General features: G+C 63.4%; 12 protein-coding genes. 7 read left to right on the top strand and 5 right to left on the bottom strand.

Going from position 1 to position 14,675, the window contains the following annotated elements; genetic code table 11:
* Positions 1 to 163: 163 nt before the first annotated feature.
* Positions 164 to 1,120, top strand: a complete 957-nt coding sequence (locus tag PQ627_RS03690) for a GGDEF domain-containing protein (RefSeq protein WP_274258499.1) — start codon at positions 164 to 166, stop codon at positions 1,118 to 1,120.
* Between the two features lie 22 nt (positions 1,121 to 1,142).
* Here the strand turns inward: PQ627_RS03690 and PQ627_RS03685 are convergent, their stop codons facing one another.
* The 3 genes from PQ627_RS03685 to PQ627_RS03675 all read right to left on the bottom strand — a co-directional run bounded on the left by PQ627_RS03685 (position 1,143) and on the right by PQ627_RS03675 (position 4,565).
* The gene (locus PQ627_RS03685) at positions 1,143 to 2,513 is read right to left on the bottom strand and encodes an L-serine ammonia-lyase (protein WP_274258497.1); all 1,371 of its coding nucleotides are present in this window, start codon (positions 2,511 to 2,513) and stop codon (positions 1,143 to 1,145) included.
* A 107-nt stretch (positions 2,514 to 2,620) separates the two neighbouring features.
* Positions 2,621 to 3,523: a LysR family transcriptional regulator gene (locus PQ627_RS03680; RefSeq protein ID WP_274258495.1), complete on the bottom strand. Its 903-nt coding sequence runs from the start codon at positions 3,521 to 3,523 to the stop codon at positions 2,621 to 2,623.
* A gap of 43 nt (positions 3,524 to 3,566) precedes the next feature.
* Positions 3,567 to 4,565: an Lrp/AsnC family transcriptional regulator gene (locus tag PQ627_RS03675; RefSeq protein ID WP_274258493.1), complete on the bottom strand. Its 999-nt coding sequence runs from the start codon at positions 4,563 to 4,565 to the stop codon at positions 3,567 to 3,569.
* A 102-nt stretch (positions 4,566 to 4,667) separates the two neighbouring features.
* Here PQ627_RS03675 and PQ627_RS03670 point away from each other — a divergent pair, with 102 nt between their 5' ends.
* The 4 genes from PQ627_RS03670 to PQ627_RS03655 all read left to right on the top strand — a co-directional run bounded on the left by PQ627_RS03670 (position 4,668) and on the right by PQ627_RS03655 (position 8,953).
* Positions 4,668 to 6,125, top strand: a complete 1,458-nt coding sequence (locus tag PQ627_RS03670) for an MFS transporter (protein ID WP_274258491.1) — start codon at positions 4,668 to 4,670, stop codon at positions 6,123 to 6,125.
* A 47-nt stretch (positions 6,126 to 6,172) separates the two neighbouring features.
* Positions 6,173 to 7,402, top strand: coding sequence for an amidohydrolase (locus tag PQ627_RS03665; protein ID WP_274258489.1), 1,230 nt, complete (start codon positions 6,173 to 6,175; stop codon positions 7,400 to 7,402).
* A gap of 95 nt (positions 7,403 to 7,497) precedes the next feature.
* Entirely contained in the window at positions 7,498 to 8,658 is a 1,161-nt protein-coding gene (locus PQ627_RS03660; RefSeq protein WP_274258487.1) for a WD40/YVTN/BNR-like repeat-containing protein, read from the top strand.
* A gap of 7 nt (positions 8,659 to 8,665) precedes the next feature.
* Positions 8,666 to 8,953, top strand: a complete 288-nt coding sequence (locus PQ627_RS03655; RefSeq protein WP_144660593.1) for a MoaD/ThiS family protein — start codon at positions 8,666 to 8,668, stop codon at positions 8,951 to 8,953.
* Positions 8,954 to 8,994: 41 nt separating this feature from the next.
* Here the strand turns inward: PQ627_RS03655 and PQ627_RS03650 are convergent, their stop codons facing one another.
* Positions 8,995 to 9,231, bottom strand: coding sequence for a hypothetical protein (locus PQ627_RS03650; RefSeq protein WP_274258484.1), 237 nt, complete (start codon positions 9,229 to 9,231; stop codon positions 8,995 to 8,997).
* A 234-nt stretch (positions 9,232 to 9,465) separates the two neighbouring features.
* On the opposite strand from PQ627_RS03650, the gene PQ627_RS03645 reads away from it, so the two are divergent.
* Positions 9,466 to 12,189 (top strand): FG-GAP-like repeat-containing protein, encoded by a 2,724-nt coding sequence (locus tag PQ627_RS03645; RefSeq protein ID WP_274258483.1) that lies wholly within the window; start codon positions 9,466 to 9,468, stop codon positions 12,187 to 12,189.
* Positions 12,190 to 12,339: 150 nt separating this feature from the next.
* Here PQ627_RS03645 and PQ627_RS03640 read toward each other — a convergent pair whose 3' ends face one another.
* Complete coding sequence (locus PQ627_RS03640) at positions 12,340 to 13,662, bottom strand: MFS transporter (RefSeq protein ID WP_274258481.1); 1,323 nt, start codon at positions 13,660 to 13,662, stop codon at positions 12,340 to 12,342.
* A 201-nt stretch (positions 13,663 to 13,863) separates the two neighbouring features.
* On the opposite strand from PQ627_RS03640, the gene PQ627_RS03635 reads away from it, so the two are divergent.
* Positions 13,864 to 14,634, top strand: coding sequence for an IclR family transcriptional regulator (locus PQ627_RS03635; RefSeq protein WP_274258479.1), 771 nt, complete (start codon positions 13,864 to 13,866; stop codon positions 14,632 to 14,634).
* Positions 14,635 to 14,675: the final 41 nt, after the last annotated feature.

Here is a 14,675-nt window from a genome sequence, read left to right as displayed (position 1 = left end):
GACATTGTGGGTGCTTTTCTTGGGGTCGTACCGGAGAACCCGCTCTCTTTACAGTTCCTACTGGTCTGCGGCCCTCGGATGTTGGCTGGCCGGCATTGGGGCGTACTTGTTAAAGGAAACCGAATGGAGCAGGGCGGCCGTCCCTTTCGGCAACGCATTGTTGGTGGCGGGAGCATTTGGCGTGTGGGCGGGGTTCCGATCCCTCAGAAGTTTGAAGTCGCCGCTGTGGCTGCTTTTGGCCGCCCCGGCGGTCACCGCCGTCGCAGCTTTCTCTGAGGTGAACCCCGACGGCGAGTGGCGGGGCGTGCTGGTCTACTTCGCCATGATGGGGGTCGGGATGGCGCTGGCCGCGCGCGAACTCGCGCTGTTGAAGTCACAGGCTTCCCAAGCCCACAAACCATTGTTGGTCGTCGCGGTCGCCCTTGTGGCTTACTTCGGTTGCCGGATTGTGGCATACGCCGTTGAGGGGCCGGACAGCGAAATCCTCAGCACGCTCTTTGCCCCGGCGGTGACGTGCTTGCTGCTGATCATGCTGTTGGTCCTGGTTTCATTCAGCATGACTGCGCTCAATAACCATCAGCTCATTACGGTGCTCAACGAGCGGGCAATGCGCGACGGAATGACCGGTTTGCTGAATCGCCAAGCGTTCATGGAGTTGGCCGAGCGGGAACTCGCAGGGCTGCACAGGGCAGGGTTGTCTGCCGCCGTAATCCTGGCTGATCTTGATCATTTCAAGGCGGTCAACGATACCCACGGCCACGCCGCGGGGGACGCAGCAATCAGGGCCTTCGCGGCTGCGTGCAAGGGGACCCTGCGCAAGACCGATTTGGTGGCCAGATACGGCGGGGAGGAATTTGTCATCCTCCTTCCCGGCGCCGACGAAGTCAGCGCCGAGACCATCACCACCGAGATCAGCACTCGGCTGGCAGCTGCGCAAGCCCCGGATGGACTTGCCTTCCCCACCGTCAGTTACGGAATCTCATCCACCCCGATTGCGGGACATGCGCTGGCACAGCTGATTTACACCGCTGACGGCGCTCTGTACCAAGCCAAGGCAGCCGGACGGAACCGCGCGTTTATTGCAGCAAGCCCCCTGGATCCGGAGACGGCACACGCCTGAACCGTCCCGTCGCCGGGCTGCCTCAGCACGCGATGACGTTGACCGCCAGGCCGCCGCGGGAGGTTTCCTTGTACTTGCTCTTCATGTCAGCGCCGGTCTCCCGCATGGTCTTGATGGCGGTGTCCAACGAGACGTGATGGATTCCGTCTCCGCGAAGGCTGATCCGTGCGGCGTTGATGGCCTTGTTGCTGGCCATGGCGTTGCGTTCGATGCAGGGGATTTGGACCAGTCCGCCCACGGGGTCGCACGTCAGGCCGAGGTTGTGCTCGATCCCGATTTCGGCGGCGTTTTCAACCTGCTGCGGTGTTCCGCCCAGGATTTCGCACAGTGCCCCGGCGGCCATGGAGCACGCGGACCCGACCTCACCCTGGCAGCCCACCTCGGCACCCGAGATCGAGGCGTTCGTCTTGAAGAGGACACCGATGGCTGCCGCCGTCAGCAAGAACCGGACGACCTGCTCTTCAGAGGCACCCGGCGTGAACTTCATGTAGTAGTGAAGGACCGCGGGGATGATTCCGGCAGCACCGTTGGTGGGTGCGGTGACAATGCGCCCGCCCGTGGCGTTCTCTTCGTTCACGGCCAACGCGAACAGATTCACCCAGTCCACGGCGCGCAAAGGATCGTTCGCGTCGTCTTTGGTTTGCAGGTCGGCATACAGGCGGGGAGCACGACGGCGGACCATCAGGTTGCCGGGCAGGTGCTCTTCCGTGCGGCTGCAGCCGCGCGAGACGCACTCCTTCATCGTCTCCCAAATGCGGAGCAGTTCAGCCCGGGTGACCTCTTCGCTGCGCCAGGCGTTCTCGTTGGCGAGCATGATGTCGCTGATGGACAAGCCCTCGCGGTCACAGTGCGCAAGCAGCTCTTCGGCATTGCTGAAGGGGTAGCGCAGGCTGACCGTGTCCTGGTCCGCCTTTCCCACGGCGCCCTCATCCACCACGAAACCGCCGCCCACGGAGTAGAACACGCGCTCGGAGAGGAGGTTTCCTTCCCCGTCGAAGGCCTGGAAGCGCATGCCATTGGGGTGAGCGGGAAGCGATTGGCGCATATGCAGCACCACGTCTTTTGCCCGATTGAAGGAAACCATCCGGCGCCCGCCCAAGAGGATCTTCTTCGCCCCCGTAGCCTCGGCAACCATGTCGTCGGTAGCCATGGGGTCCACGCTCTCCGGGAGCTCACCCATGAATCCAAGGATCACGGCCTTGTCCGATCCGTGTCCCTTTCCAGTAGCCCCCAACGAACCGAACAATCCGGCGTAAACGCGATCAACGGCGTCGAGCTTTCCCTCCTGCTCCAGTCCCTGGACGAAGGTGTGGGCCGCGCGCATGGGTCCCACGGTGTGGGACGACGACGGGCCGATGCCGATGGAAAACAGGTCGAGGGCGCTCAATGCCATGGGATCCTCCAAGGGAGCAGGGGGCGGGTTCCCTTTCAACTCTGGGGGCCGTCGGCGCTCGCGTCCATCGGAAATAAGTGAAGGGACCTTCAAGCTGGGCTTAACGATTACGCCGTCGGCCGCGCGTTGGTGGCTATCCTGAGTTCCTCGAGGACGGCGGCAATGGCCGGCGAGGCCTGGCTCGCGGCACGGTACAGGACGATGATGTTGCGGCCGCAGCTGGGATCAACGCGGCGTACCAGGAGGTCCTCCGTTTCCCGGCCAAGATTGAGTTCGCTCATCAGGGCAACCCCTAGCCCACCGCGGACCAAGCCCAAGGTGGCCATCAGGTTCCGGCAATGGGCGATGACCTTGGGGGTGAAGCCCGCCTCGCGGCAGGTCTGAAGCACGAACTGTTCAAAGACACTGCCTTCCTGGTCCAGGACCCAACTATCGTGGGCGTAGCCGGTGAGCTTTACAGGGGTACCAGGCTCCGGTGCGGCACGGTCGCGGGGGAGGACCAAAATGATCTCATCCCGCGCCAGGACGGTCTTCACCAAGCCCTCGTCCTGGATTTCGTGGAGGTCATCGACCACCGCGATATCAATGTTTCCGGCCCGGAGTTGGGCCACGCTCTCGAATGGTTCAAGATCCGATACCGTGAGGTCCAGCCCGGGGTAGGTGGCTTGGAGCGACATGGCAGCCGATGGAAGGACCATGCTGCAAAAGCTCGGGAAGGCGCTGATCGCCAATCGTCCGCGGACGTCCGTCTGGAACTTCTTCAAGGTGGCTTCAGCGGCTTCAACCTCAGAGGCGATGCGGGCGAAATGCTCCACCAGCAACGCACCCGCTTCGGTCAGCCGGACCTTCCGGCCGGTCCGCACCAGCAGGGCCAGCCCAGCCTCCCTTTCCAACACCGCCAGCTGCTGGCTGACAGCAGAGGTGGTCATGTGAAGCTTGGCTGCAGCTGCTGTCATGGTGCCCTCAAGCTCTAGGGTCTTGAGGATATGCAAGCGGCGTATGTCCAGCACGGGCTGCTCCCTTCGGTTTAGCTCTACTTAACCGCACAACCCGTTAGGGGGAGAAGGGGTGGACGAAGCCGAGGGTCGCCCGGCCTTGGTCGTCGATGACGTGGCCCAGATGCTTGCTCATCCGGAAAACGACGCTCCGGTCGACGATCCTGGCGCTCGGAACGGCAGCTTCAAGCGCTGCCTCAAAGCGCATGACGTCGGTCATCTCGCGCAGCCAGACCGCCACAACAAGGTTGTACTGACTGGCGACGGCAAGGGCTGTCCGGGCCTCGGGAATTTGGGCCATGAGCCCGCGCATTTGCTGGATGTGCTTGGCTGCGGTGCGCACAAAGTACCAAGCGTAGACGGGCCATCCCGTGACACTGCGCGCCACGTCTGTGCGTAGTCGCAGCCGCCCGTCTGCCCGCATCCTGGCCAGTCCGTCCGCGACCCGTTGTTCACTGAGCCCATGTTCAGCGGCGATGCGGCTGACGGGCCGGCGTCCGTCCTCCAACAGACAGTGCCGGAGTGCGTGTTCGACGTCGGGATGGACGGTTCGGGGCGCCCTGGCCCGCGGCGCCTTGGGCTTGGCCACCTTGGCGGCTTCAGCGGGGGTGAGTGCACGCAACCTCCAAGCCGATGCTTCCATGATCATTTCGGTAACCAGATGTGTCTGCGTGTTCCGGACGCCATCAAGGGCACCGATCCGGTTGGTCACCACATCCCAAATCGCCAGTGGGTTCTCGGCGAGTACGGTGGCCAGCAGGTCCCGTCCGCCCGAAGTATGGTCGAGCGTCATGACAGCCGGGATTTTGGTGAGCTCCTGTGCCACTTTCGCGGTGTGCTGGGGCATGCAGGTGATATCCACCAAGGCGCTGGCCCCTTCGGTGAAAATCCCGGTGACCCAGGCCACTCCCCGTTCGCGGAGGGATTCCCAGCGTCGGGAAAGCGTCACGGCATCCGCACCCAGGAGGGGTGCGAGCTCGGCCCACGATGCCCGGCCCTCGATCTGCAAAGCATGGATGATCCGCTCTTCAAGGGGATCCAGCACGTTTTCCTGCATAGGAGCAAGATAATCCATGGAAAGCTTCAATTTCATCTAATAGAAACATGGCGCTTTGATCATGGTGTGATCCCGTTCACTTCTCATCACATCGGAGCGCACATGCGTACAACTGCGCAGAAATCCACAGCTGCCGGAGCCGTTGGATTCCTGGTCGTCATGGAGCTTGGCAGCGGCATCCTGCAGGGCTGGTTGAGTCCCTTGTTTTCCTCGATCGGCGAACACCATGGTGTCTCGGCAGCCTCGCTCAACTGGATCAGCGCCGCGTACTTGCTGGCGACGGTCTTGGTTGTCCCCCTCCTGTCCAAGCTCGGTGATATCCACGGCCACAAACGCGTCCTTATGATCGCCACCGCAATCGTTGCAGCGGCGTCCGTCCTGGTTGCTTTCGCGCCGAACTACGAACTGTTCCTGGTGGGCAGGGCCATCCAGGCTCCCCTTGCCGTCTTCCTGCCGCTTGAATTTGCCATCGTCCACCAGCGCGACTCCGCGCGTTCGGGCAGGAGCATCGGCAGGCTTGTGGCTGCCCTGACCCTCGGCGCCACGATCGGCGGTCTCCTGTCCGGTATTGTCCTGGACGCCGTCGGCAGCCTGTCCTTGACCCTGTTGCTCCCCGCAATCTTCATGGGACTGTGCATCCCGGGCATCGCCGTCTTCGTCAAGGAATCCCCGATCCGCAGCAAGGGAAAGGTGGATTACCTTGGAGCTGTCCTGCTAGGCGGCGGCTTGGTAGCGGTTCTTGGCGGCGCGTCCAACCTCGCCACGTGGCCTCCGCTGGCCGTGGGTGCGTCAATGCTGGTGGGTGCGGTCCTGCTCGTGGCCTGGGTGGTCTCCGCGCGCCGGGTGGAGCACCCGCTGGTGGACCTCACCATGCTGCTTCGGGGCGGTATCGGCCTGCCCATCCTTGTTGCCTTCCTGTTCGGTGCCCAATTGTTTGGTGCGCAGGCACCCATTTCCGTCTACCTCCGTTCGGACCCAGCGACCCTTGGATTTGGTTTCGGCGCGGCTGCGTCCGCTGCGGGAATCCTGCTCAGCATCATGGCGCTGGCGGCCTTCCTTGGAGCAACGTTCGCGGACCGGGTATCCCGCATCCTGGGCGGCACACGAACCGTTGCCTTCGGCGGCCTCCTCGGAGCCGTGGCCTACGTGCTCATGATTCTGGCACCCGGCAGCCTGGTGACTTTCACGGTGTGGTTGGTAGTGGCCGGTCTCGGCACAGGTGTGGTCAGCGGAACCCTTCCCACCCTGGTGGTGCAGCGTGCGGCCTCCGACTCCGTCGGCATCGCTTCCGGCCTGTACAACACGGCCCGAACCGCCGCAGGGGGAGTGGCCGGTGCACTCTTTGCCCTGTTGATGTCCGCCCTGTCCACCCCTGCGGCATCGGGAACCCGCGTTTCCACGCAGTCCTCCTTCCACGCGGTCTGGTGGATTTGCGCCGGCCTCTGTGTCCTCTTCGCCGTGGTGGTGCTTTTCATCCGGCAGGCAAAAGCTGCGCCGGAAACACCCGCCCTGGACCGCGAGGACCCCGTGGCCGACGCCGCACTCGAACCAGTCCAGTGAACACCCTCAGCTTCTGAATCCCTACGACCACCAAAGAAGGAAAAACCATGACCATATCCATCGACATCACGTCCAGGGAAACCTTGCGCGACGCCGTACGCGAGGCCGCGTCCGCCGTCGTGCCCTCCATCCTGGAACTTAGCCACAAAGTGCACGCGCTGGCCGAGATCTCCTGGGAGGAACACGAGTCCGCGGCGGCCGTGGCCGTTGTCCTGCGTGACGGCGGTTTCGACGTCACCGAACGTGCTTACGGAATTCCGACGGCGATCGAGGCCACGTACGGTTCCGGCGAATTGACCGTTGTGATCTGCGCCGAATACGACGCCCTTCCTGAGGTAGGGCACGCTTGTGGGCACAACATCATCGCGGCGGCGGGCGTCGGAGCAGCCTTGGCGCTCAAACCCGTGGCCGATGCCGCCGGGCTGCGTATCAAGGTGCTGGGTACCCCAGCCGAAGAGCACGGTGGGGGCAAGGTCTCCCTCCTGCAGGCCGGTGCGTGGGAGGACGCCGCCTTTTCGCTGATGGTGCATGGCATGACCGGGACGGAGCGCAGTGCCACGGCGTTCAGCATGGCCGCCGTGGAGCGGTTCGAGGTGAACTACAAAGGAAGTGAAGCCCACGCCGCCGGCGCCCCGGACAAGGCCATCAACGCCGGTGCCGCCGCAAGCCTGGCATTGATGAACCTGGCCGTTCTGCGTCAGCACCTTCCGGAAAATGCGAATATCAATGCCTTCATTTCGCACGGAGGCGGGGCAACCAACGTCATTGCCGGAGACTCCACGGTGCAGGTGGAAGTGCGTGCAGGGGACGTCGACGTGTGGCGGAACCTCAAGCGCCGGGTCCTCGCATGCTTCGAAGGCGCGGCGATCGCCACGGGATGCACCTGGACGCACCGCCAGACCGAACACCCCTATGCTCCGATCGACACCCACGCCGGACTCGGCGGCCTGTGGGACGCCAACATGGAAAGCCTCGGACGTCCGGTTGACCACACGCCGGTCTTCGGTGGCGGCTCCTCGGACATGGGGAATGTGTCGCAGGTGCTCCCTTCCGTCCACGGCATGGTGGTGGTCCGCAACAGCACGGCCGTCCCGCACCACCCGGACTTCACGGCCGACGCCATCACGCCCGAAGCCGACGACGCCGTGGTGGACGGTGCGTTGGTGATTGCCTTGACGGTGCTGGACGCTGCATTGGACCCACAGCTCCGCACTGAACTGCTGGAGCTGCAGGCCGCCCGGGAACCGGGAGCGACGACTGTAACTCTGGAGGCGTAAGAGGCTGCAGCATCCGCGGCACCGGATGGCGGTGTCGCGGATGCTTTCCACATACGCCACAAAACCCATTGCCCCGCCCACCCGGCGATGGTTCGATGGGTCACATGGCAACCGCAGAAAGTTATGTCCTGGCGATCGGGACCAAGAAAGGCCTGTGGCTGGCAACCAGCCCGGACCGAAAAGATTGGTCCCTCTCCGGCCCGCACTTCCTGATGAGTGAAATACCCAGCATCGGGATAGATACACGGGACGGCAAAACACGGATCATGGTGGGGGTACGGTCAGAGCACTGGGGACCCACTGTGGCGCATTCAGACGACCTTGGCTCGACGTGGACCGAGCCCGAGCAAGGAGCCATCAAGTTTCCGGATGGCACCGATGCCGCCCTGGAACGGGTCTGGCAGATCCATCCCGACGCCGAGTCCCGCCCCGGCGTGGTTTGGGCAGGCTGCGAGCCCATTTCTGTCTGGAAATCGACCGACGGCGGCGAGCACTTTGAGTTGAACCGCGGATTGTGGGACCACCCCCACCGCAGTGAGTGGGGTGCCGGCTACGGCGGCGCGGCGGCGCACTCGATCGTGGTGGATGAGTCCGGCGAGAAAGTCCACATCGCCATGAGCACGGGTGGCGTCTACAGATCTCTCGACGGCGGTACCTCCTGGGAGCCCCGCAACAAAGGAATTTCGGCCTACTTCATGCCCGATCCCAACCCGGAGTTCGGCCAGTGCGTCCACAAGATTGCGGCCGATGCCGCCGTCGAAGGCCGTTTGTACGCGCAGAACCATCACGGCGTGTACCGTACGGACGATGACGGGGAGAACTGGGATTCCATCGCGGAGGGTCTGCCTGCCGATTTCGGGTTCGTCATGCTGACCCATCCGCGCCGTGAAGGGACGGCTTGGGTCATTCCGTTGAAGGCTGACGGTGAACGCATCCCTCCGGGCAGCCGACTGAGCGTCCACCGGACCGGTGACGCCGGAAATAGCTGGACGGAACTGCACGCGGGCCTGCCGGATCACGAATACAACGCCGTTCTCCGGGATGCAGCATCCGTAGATACTGCCGAGCCGGTGGGGGTGTACTTCGGAACCCGCAGCGGTTCCGTCTACGCCAGCGCCGACGAAGGCGGGACCTTCACGGAAGTGGCCTCGCATTTGCCGGACGTGCTCTGCGTGCGCGCCGCCGTCGTGGTTGGCAGCGTGGGCGGAAGCGCGACCGCAGAGCCCGCGGCAGCCAGCGCCCCGGTACCTGGTTAGGCCCGTTGTGGCTGACTTTACGGTCCTGTTGCCTGGTGTCCTGCAGCCGCTCGTCGGCGGACAGTCCTATCTGACTGCGTCCGCCGACGGCGCTGTGACCGTTGGACAGTTGTTGGACTCGGTGACCGGAGATTATCCGGTGCTGGCCAGGCGTTTGCGTGATGAAACCGGAGCACTCCGCCGTTTCGTGAATATTTACGTGAACGGCGACGAGGTCCGGCGTTTGAATGGTCTTGATACGGAGGTTGCAGCGGGCCAGGAGGTTTTGATTGTCCAGTCCGTAGCCGGCGGCTGAGGGGCGGCGGGCGTCCAGCCGTGATCCAGGGAAATCCTGCTTCAGGCGACGCGCCACACAGTGCATTCGTCGGTATTGATGGCTTTTCTCATCCCGGAGGCGTAATCCATGATCCAGACGACTCCGATACCCGGGGCCGTTTCCTGGACGCGTCCGCGGCGTATCACCACGTCGTCGTAGTCGGGTCCCACTGAGAGGCGAGCTTCGATTTCGTCTCCGCGGTGGAGCTGGCTGATCGCGCGTATTCGTGTGGTGTGAGTGGTAACTTCCTTCAACATTGTGTCCTCCTGGCTGGAGCTGGTGCCTGCACTTGCCGGCCATTCCAGTGTGGCGCGGCAATGTTGCCACGGTATTTCGCAGTGGTTAGGGTCCGGTTAGCATTCCGGGATGCTTGCGTTTCTTCCATGGGCGCTGTGTCGCGTGTTTCCGTAGGCCAGTGCCCTCACGGCTGTAGCCTGATCTCGGTTGTTGAGAGCCCAGCGACCATAGGCTCCGTCCTCCCAGGAGATCCAATGGGTGTATTGCAGCGATCCGTTGCGCTGTCCACAGGCTTGGTGGTCTTCGCCACCGGCCTGTTTTTTGTCCAAGCCCCGGCAACAGCCGTACCCCTTCCCGGGCCCGATAATCCGAACGTCCAATTCGTTGAGGGCACTCCGCACTCGGAGCATGTCTTCGAGACACCCCTTCCGGAAGCCAAGCAACCCACCAAGGGTGAGGCCGGCGTCGATTCCCTGCTCCGTGACGGGGCTGCGGCAGCCGGCCCCGGCGGCAATATCAGCGTCCGGTTGGTCACTGCGAAGCTGGCGGACAATACCAACCCGGTTTCCATGACGGACGCCGAGAAAGCTGTAGCGTCCACCAGCAACTACTGGAACGCGATGACGGCCGGCAAGCTGTCCATGACCGTGACCAGCGAAGTCGCCGGCCACCAGTCGAAAGCCCGCTCCTCGGACAGCTACAGCACCATCATCTCCACCATCACGAGCGAGCTGAACTGGTCAGCCAGCCCGTACACGGCGTTGGTCATCTTCATTCCGACGTCCACTCTGTCGGGCAACGCGCTCGGCGCGGGATACAGCAGCGGCAGCTACAGCGGTCGCGTCCTCCTGCCGCAGGTCAGCAACTTCACGAACAACGTGATGGCCCACGAGTTCGGGCACGTCATCGGTTTGATGCACGCGGATGCGCTTCAGTGCGGCAGCGGGGTGTCCGACGTCGGGGTCAACAGCAATGGCCAATTCACGGATCCGTCCTGCTATATCCGTGAGTACGGCGACACTACCGACATCATGGGTGCCGCCCAGTATTCCTTGCCCGTTGTCAGCTCCACGTTCTGGGACTACGCGGGACTTGGCCGGGGCGATGAGATCCGTGATGTGGGGGTCGCGACAGGCTCCAAGAGTTACACACTCAAGCCGTGGGGCGGCACCGAAGCGCAGCGCGCGGTCAAATTCACCGATCCCGTCAGCAAAGAGGTCTATTACCTGGAGCTGCGGGAACCGGCCGGCTACGACAATTACCTGGGCACTGCCGGCAAGCCGGGCAACATGGGGGTCAAAATTGCCCAGCGCGGCGGCGCCACCATTGCTTCTTCCTTGATCCTGATGCCGTCTACCAAGCCGTTTCCGGAGCCTTGGTACGCCAGCAACCACGCGTGGCAGGCGGGCAGCACCTTCACCACCTACACCGGCACGCAGGTGACCATTAATGCGGTGTCGTCGACGTCGGCCACCGTCACCATTACTGCGGACGCGCGGCTCACAGCCAAGATCCGTTTTTCGGCGGGCGACTTCGACGGCGACGGGCTCTCCGACGTCCTCTCCCGTGAACCCGACGGCTCCTTGATGCTGTACTCCGGCTTGCCGGGCAACAGGCTCGACAACCCCCGTCAGGTGGGCTCCGGCTGGAACATCTTCGACGCCATCACCGGCTTTTCGGACTTCGATGGAGACGGACGAAGTGACATCTTGGCCCGCACCAGCGACGGCGTCTTGTGGCTGTACCCGGGCGACGGCAACGGCGGTTTCCTCGCCAAACGGCAAATCGGATCCGGCTGGCAGAGCTTCACGAACATCATCGCCGTCGGCGATTTCGACGGCGACGCGCGACTCGACGTTATGGCGACCAAGTCCGATGGCAGCCTCTGGCTGTACCCGGGCGATGGCCAGGGCGGCTTCCGTGCATGGTCGCAGATCGGCTCGGGGTGGAACGGCTTCACCAGCATCACGTCCGATGGCTCCTTCGGGCTCCTTGCGCGGACAAGCGACGGCACCCTCTACCAATACCCCGGCAACGGTTGGGGCGGCTTCGTGCCTCGCACCACACTCGGAAGCGGTTGGAACACGGTGGGCGACATCGTCAGCGGACAAGACTTCACGGGCGACAAGAAATCCGACGTCCTGACAGTGACGTCGACCGGAACCATGCGCCTCTACCCAGGCAACGGCTCCGGCTTTGCCGACCGCTTGGCCATCGGCGCCGGCTGGAACCAGTTCAGCCAGGTCTGGGAAGCAGGGGATTTCGACGGCGATGCTGTCGCGGACATTCTGGCCCGTGGCACCGATGGCGCGTTGTGGCTTTATCCGGGGAACGGTTCGGGCGGCTTCCGCCCGCGCGTTCTGGTCGGAACGGGCTGGAATGCCTTTAACACCGTCCTGAGCGCCGGGGATTTCGACGGCGATGGTCACCCGGATCTTGTCGCGAGGACGGCCGACGGGGTGCTGTGGATGTATCCGACCGACGGCCACGGCCAGTTCCTGCCGCGGAAGCAGATCGGTGTGGGTTGGCAGGGGTTCAATGAGTTGCTCGCTCCGGGTGACTTCAATGGTGACGGGAAAGCCGACCTCGTGGCCCGGGCGGCCAATGGCAGCTTGTGGATCTATCCGGGTAACGGTTCGGGTGGGTTCCTTCCGTGGAAGCAGATCGGCACGGGGTGGGACATCTTCGATTCCGTTGTCCAGGGCGGGGACTTCAATGGCGACGGCCGGGAGGACATCATGGCCCGGGGAACTGACGGGACGTTGTGGCTCTACCCGGGCAACGGCAGTGGCGGCTTCCTGGCACGGGTGGCCCTGGGAAGCGGGTGGAACACCCTCAGCTCGTTCGCGGCTTTGGGTAACGCCTTCACTGGAACGGGCAATCCGTCGGTGGTGGGTGTTGCCGGCAACGGGGTGCTCCTCCTGTACACGGGAACGGGCCAGGGAAGTTTCCAGTCCGTGGTGCTGGATCCTCGGTAGGCAGCTACTGACCGGAAGAACCCATGGGCAGCGGAAAGCCCGGCATGTCGGGGAACATGCCGGGCTTTCCGTTTGTCGTCACCAGGGTGCCCTGGGAAGGTGTGCGCTCCAGGAACCGGGAAGGAGCGCTCCTCTTCGTGAAACCCAGGCCTACTTGTGCAGGCCGAGCTCTGCCGTCGGGATCTTGGCCGACTCGCGGGCGGTCAGGGCAGAGATCGCCGCGATCAGGCAGATCACTCCGCTGAAGATGGAGATCTGGACCCAGCCTCCGGCCTTCGTGCCACCCATCGCCGTGACGATGGCCGGTGCGAAGCCTGCCATCAGGAAGCCCAGCTGCGTGCCGATGGCCAGACCGGAGAAACGGACCTTGGTGCTGAACATTTCACCGTAGAAGGAAGGCCAGACGGCGTTGGCCGCTGCGTAGCCGAAGGAGAAGAACACTACCGAGACCAGGAACATCAGCGGCACGTTGCCGCCTTCAAGGGTCAGCAGGAACACCGGTGTCATGATGGCGCTGGCCACGGCTCCGTAGATGAAGACGGGCTTGCGGCCGATCCTGTCCGCGAGCATGCCGAACAGGGGCTGGGTGCCGAGGGCCACAACGTTGGCTACAACGACCAACCACAGGGTGATGGTGCTGTTGACGTGGGCTACATCCTGGGCGTACTTGATGGCCAGGGTGCCGAAGACGGTACTGACGGCCGCGATGAAAGCACAGCAGACAACACGGAGAACGTCGCGCCAGTGCAGCTTCAGGAGATCGGCGATGGGAAGCTTGGCGATCTGGTTGTTCTTCTTGGCCTCGGCGAATGCCGGCGGCTCGTGCAGGGTGCGGCGGATGAAGTACGCCACCATGACCACTACCGCGCTCAGCCAGAACGGGATACGCCAGCCGATGCCGTACTTGATCTCGTCGGGCAGTGCCACTACCGGGATGAAGACAAGCGCGGCCAGGATCTGACCGCCCTGGGTGCCGGTCAGTGTCCAGGAAGTAAAGAAGGAGCGGCGGTTGTCCGGAGCGTGCTCCAGCGTCATCGACGACGCGCCGGCTTGCTCGCCGGCGGCGGAGAGACCCTGCGCCAGGCGGGCGAGGACCAGCAGGACCGGAGCCCACCAGCCGATGGTCTTGAAGTCCGGCAGGCAGCCGATGACGAAGGTGGCTGCACCCATGAGCACCAGGGTGAACATGAGGACCTTTTGGCGCCCGATCCGGTCACCGAAGTGGCCCAGGATGATGGCGCCCACGGGACGTGCGACATAGGCGAAGCCGAAGGTCGCGAACGACATGATGGCTGCGTTGGCGTCTGCGTCCGGGAAGAAGACGTGCGGGAAGATCAGCGCTGCGGCGGATCCGAAGATGAAGAAGTCGTAGTACTCAACGGCGCTGCCAAGGAAGCTGGCCAAGGCGGCTTTCTTGGGAGTACCCGTTGTTGATGCAGTGCCGGGCGTCGCTGACGGCATTGTTTGGCTCATGGGAGGGTTCCTTCTGTGACAACGGTGTCGCGGGTGAAGCTGGAGGGAGTGGCGAGCGAGGTGCGGCTGGCCTACTCCGAAAGTAACCACATGGTGAGAGTTACTTGTGCAATACAGCAATAGTGGCTGTGAGAGGGGTCACTTGTCAATACTTGTCGCCACCATCTAGAAATAGCTCTCACCATGTGAGAGCATCGAAGCATGAGTGTGAAAGAGGACACAAAGACCGACATGGTCGGCAAAGCCCTGAGTCTGTTGGTGCTGCTCGGCAACGAGCCAAAGGGGGCAAGTGCGGCCGACCTCGCCCGCAGCGCGAACTTGCCTTTCAGTACCACCTATCGCCTGCTGGGTTCACTGACCCGCGATGGCTTCGTGGATTACGAGCCTGATGGCCGGCGCTACCACCTGGGTTTGCGGGTTTTCCAGCTCGGTCAGAGGGTTTCCAATCACCACGGCTTCGCTGCCACGGCTCTCCCGGTATTGCAGCGGGTCACGGAGCGTACTCATGAGGCAACCATTCTCTCGGTCCGCGACGGCGACCATCACCTAACGGTCAACAAGGTGGATGGCCCCAAGACCTTCCGCGTGACCAGTGACCCCGGGCATCTTGGTGCCTTGCACACAACGTCGGTGGGCAAGGCGATCGTGGCATTCGAAACCGAGCTGGAGCGCAAGCGGCTCCTTGAGGAACTTCCCCTCGACGCTCTGACCGAGCACTCCATCACGGACCGTGACAAGTTCCGCGAGGAGATCGAGCAAGTCCGTCGCCAGGGGTATGCCGTGATGGACGAGGAAAACGAGATCGGCATGCGCGCCGTCGCCGTGCCGGTCCTCAACTCGCAGGGCCATGCCTTCGCCTCGCTCGCGACGGCGGTGCCGGTGTTCCGCCTGACCATGGAGGAACTCGTTGCCCATGTGCCCACGCTCCAGGAAGCCGCGGCTGAACTCGCGGCCCGCCTGCCCCAGCGCTGACCCAACTAGGGGACAGCAGGTGTCGCAATGGGCGCCCATTG

The sequence above is a fragment of the Paenarthrobacter sp. AB444 genome (assembly GCF_028736865.1).
GTDB classification, from domain to species: domain Bacteria; phylum Actinomycetota; class Actinomycetes; order Actinomycetales; family Micrococcaceae; genus Arthrobacter; species Arthrobacter nicotinovorans_B.
This window is presented reverse-complemented; position numbering and strand designations above follow the sequence as displayed.

Excerpts from the sequence above, each read along its gene's own strand:
- PQ627_RS03660 (WP_274258487.1), top strand. The coding sequence starts at position 7,498 with ATGGGTCACATGGCAACCGCAGAAAGTTATGTCCTGGCGATCGGGACC.
- PQ627_RS03670 (WP_274258491.1), top strand. The coding sequence starts at position 4,668 with ATGCGTACAACTGCGCAGAAATCCACAGCTGCCGGAGCCGTTGGATTC.
- PQ627_RS03645 (WP_274258483.1), top strand. The coding sequence starts at position 9,466 with ATGGGTGTATTGCAGCGATCCGTTGCGCTGTCCACAGGCTTGGTGGTC.
- PQ627_RS03635 (WP_274258479.1), top strand. The coding sequence starts at position 13,864 with ATGAGTGTGAAAGAGGACACAAAGACCGACATGGTCGGCAAAGCCCTG.
- PQ627_RS03685 (WP_274258497.1), bottom strand. The coding sequence starts at position 2,513 with ATGGCATTGAGCGCCCTCGACCTGTTTTCCATCGGCATCGGCCCGTCG.
- PQ627_RS03650 (WP_274258484.1), bottom strand. The coding sequence starts at position 9,231 with ATGTTGAAGGAAGTTACCACTCACACCACACGAATACGCGCGATCAGC.
- PQ627_RS03675 (WP_274258493.1), bottom strand. The coding sequence starts at position 4,565 with ATGCAGGAAAACGTGCTGGATCCCCTTGAAGAGCGGATCATCCATGCT.
- PQ627_RS03665 (WP_274258489.1), top strand. The coding sequence starts at position 6,173 with ATGACCATATCCATCGACATCACGTCCAGGGAAACCTTGCGCGACGCC.
- PQ627_RS03640 (WP_274258481.1), bottom strand. The coding sequence starts at position 13,662 with ATGAGCCAAACAATGCCGTCAGCGACGCCCGGCACTGCATCAACAACG.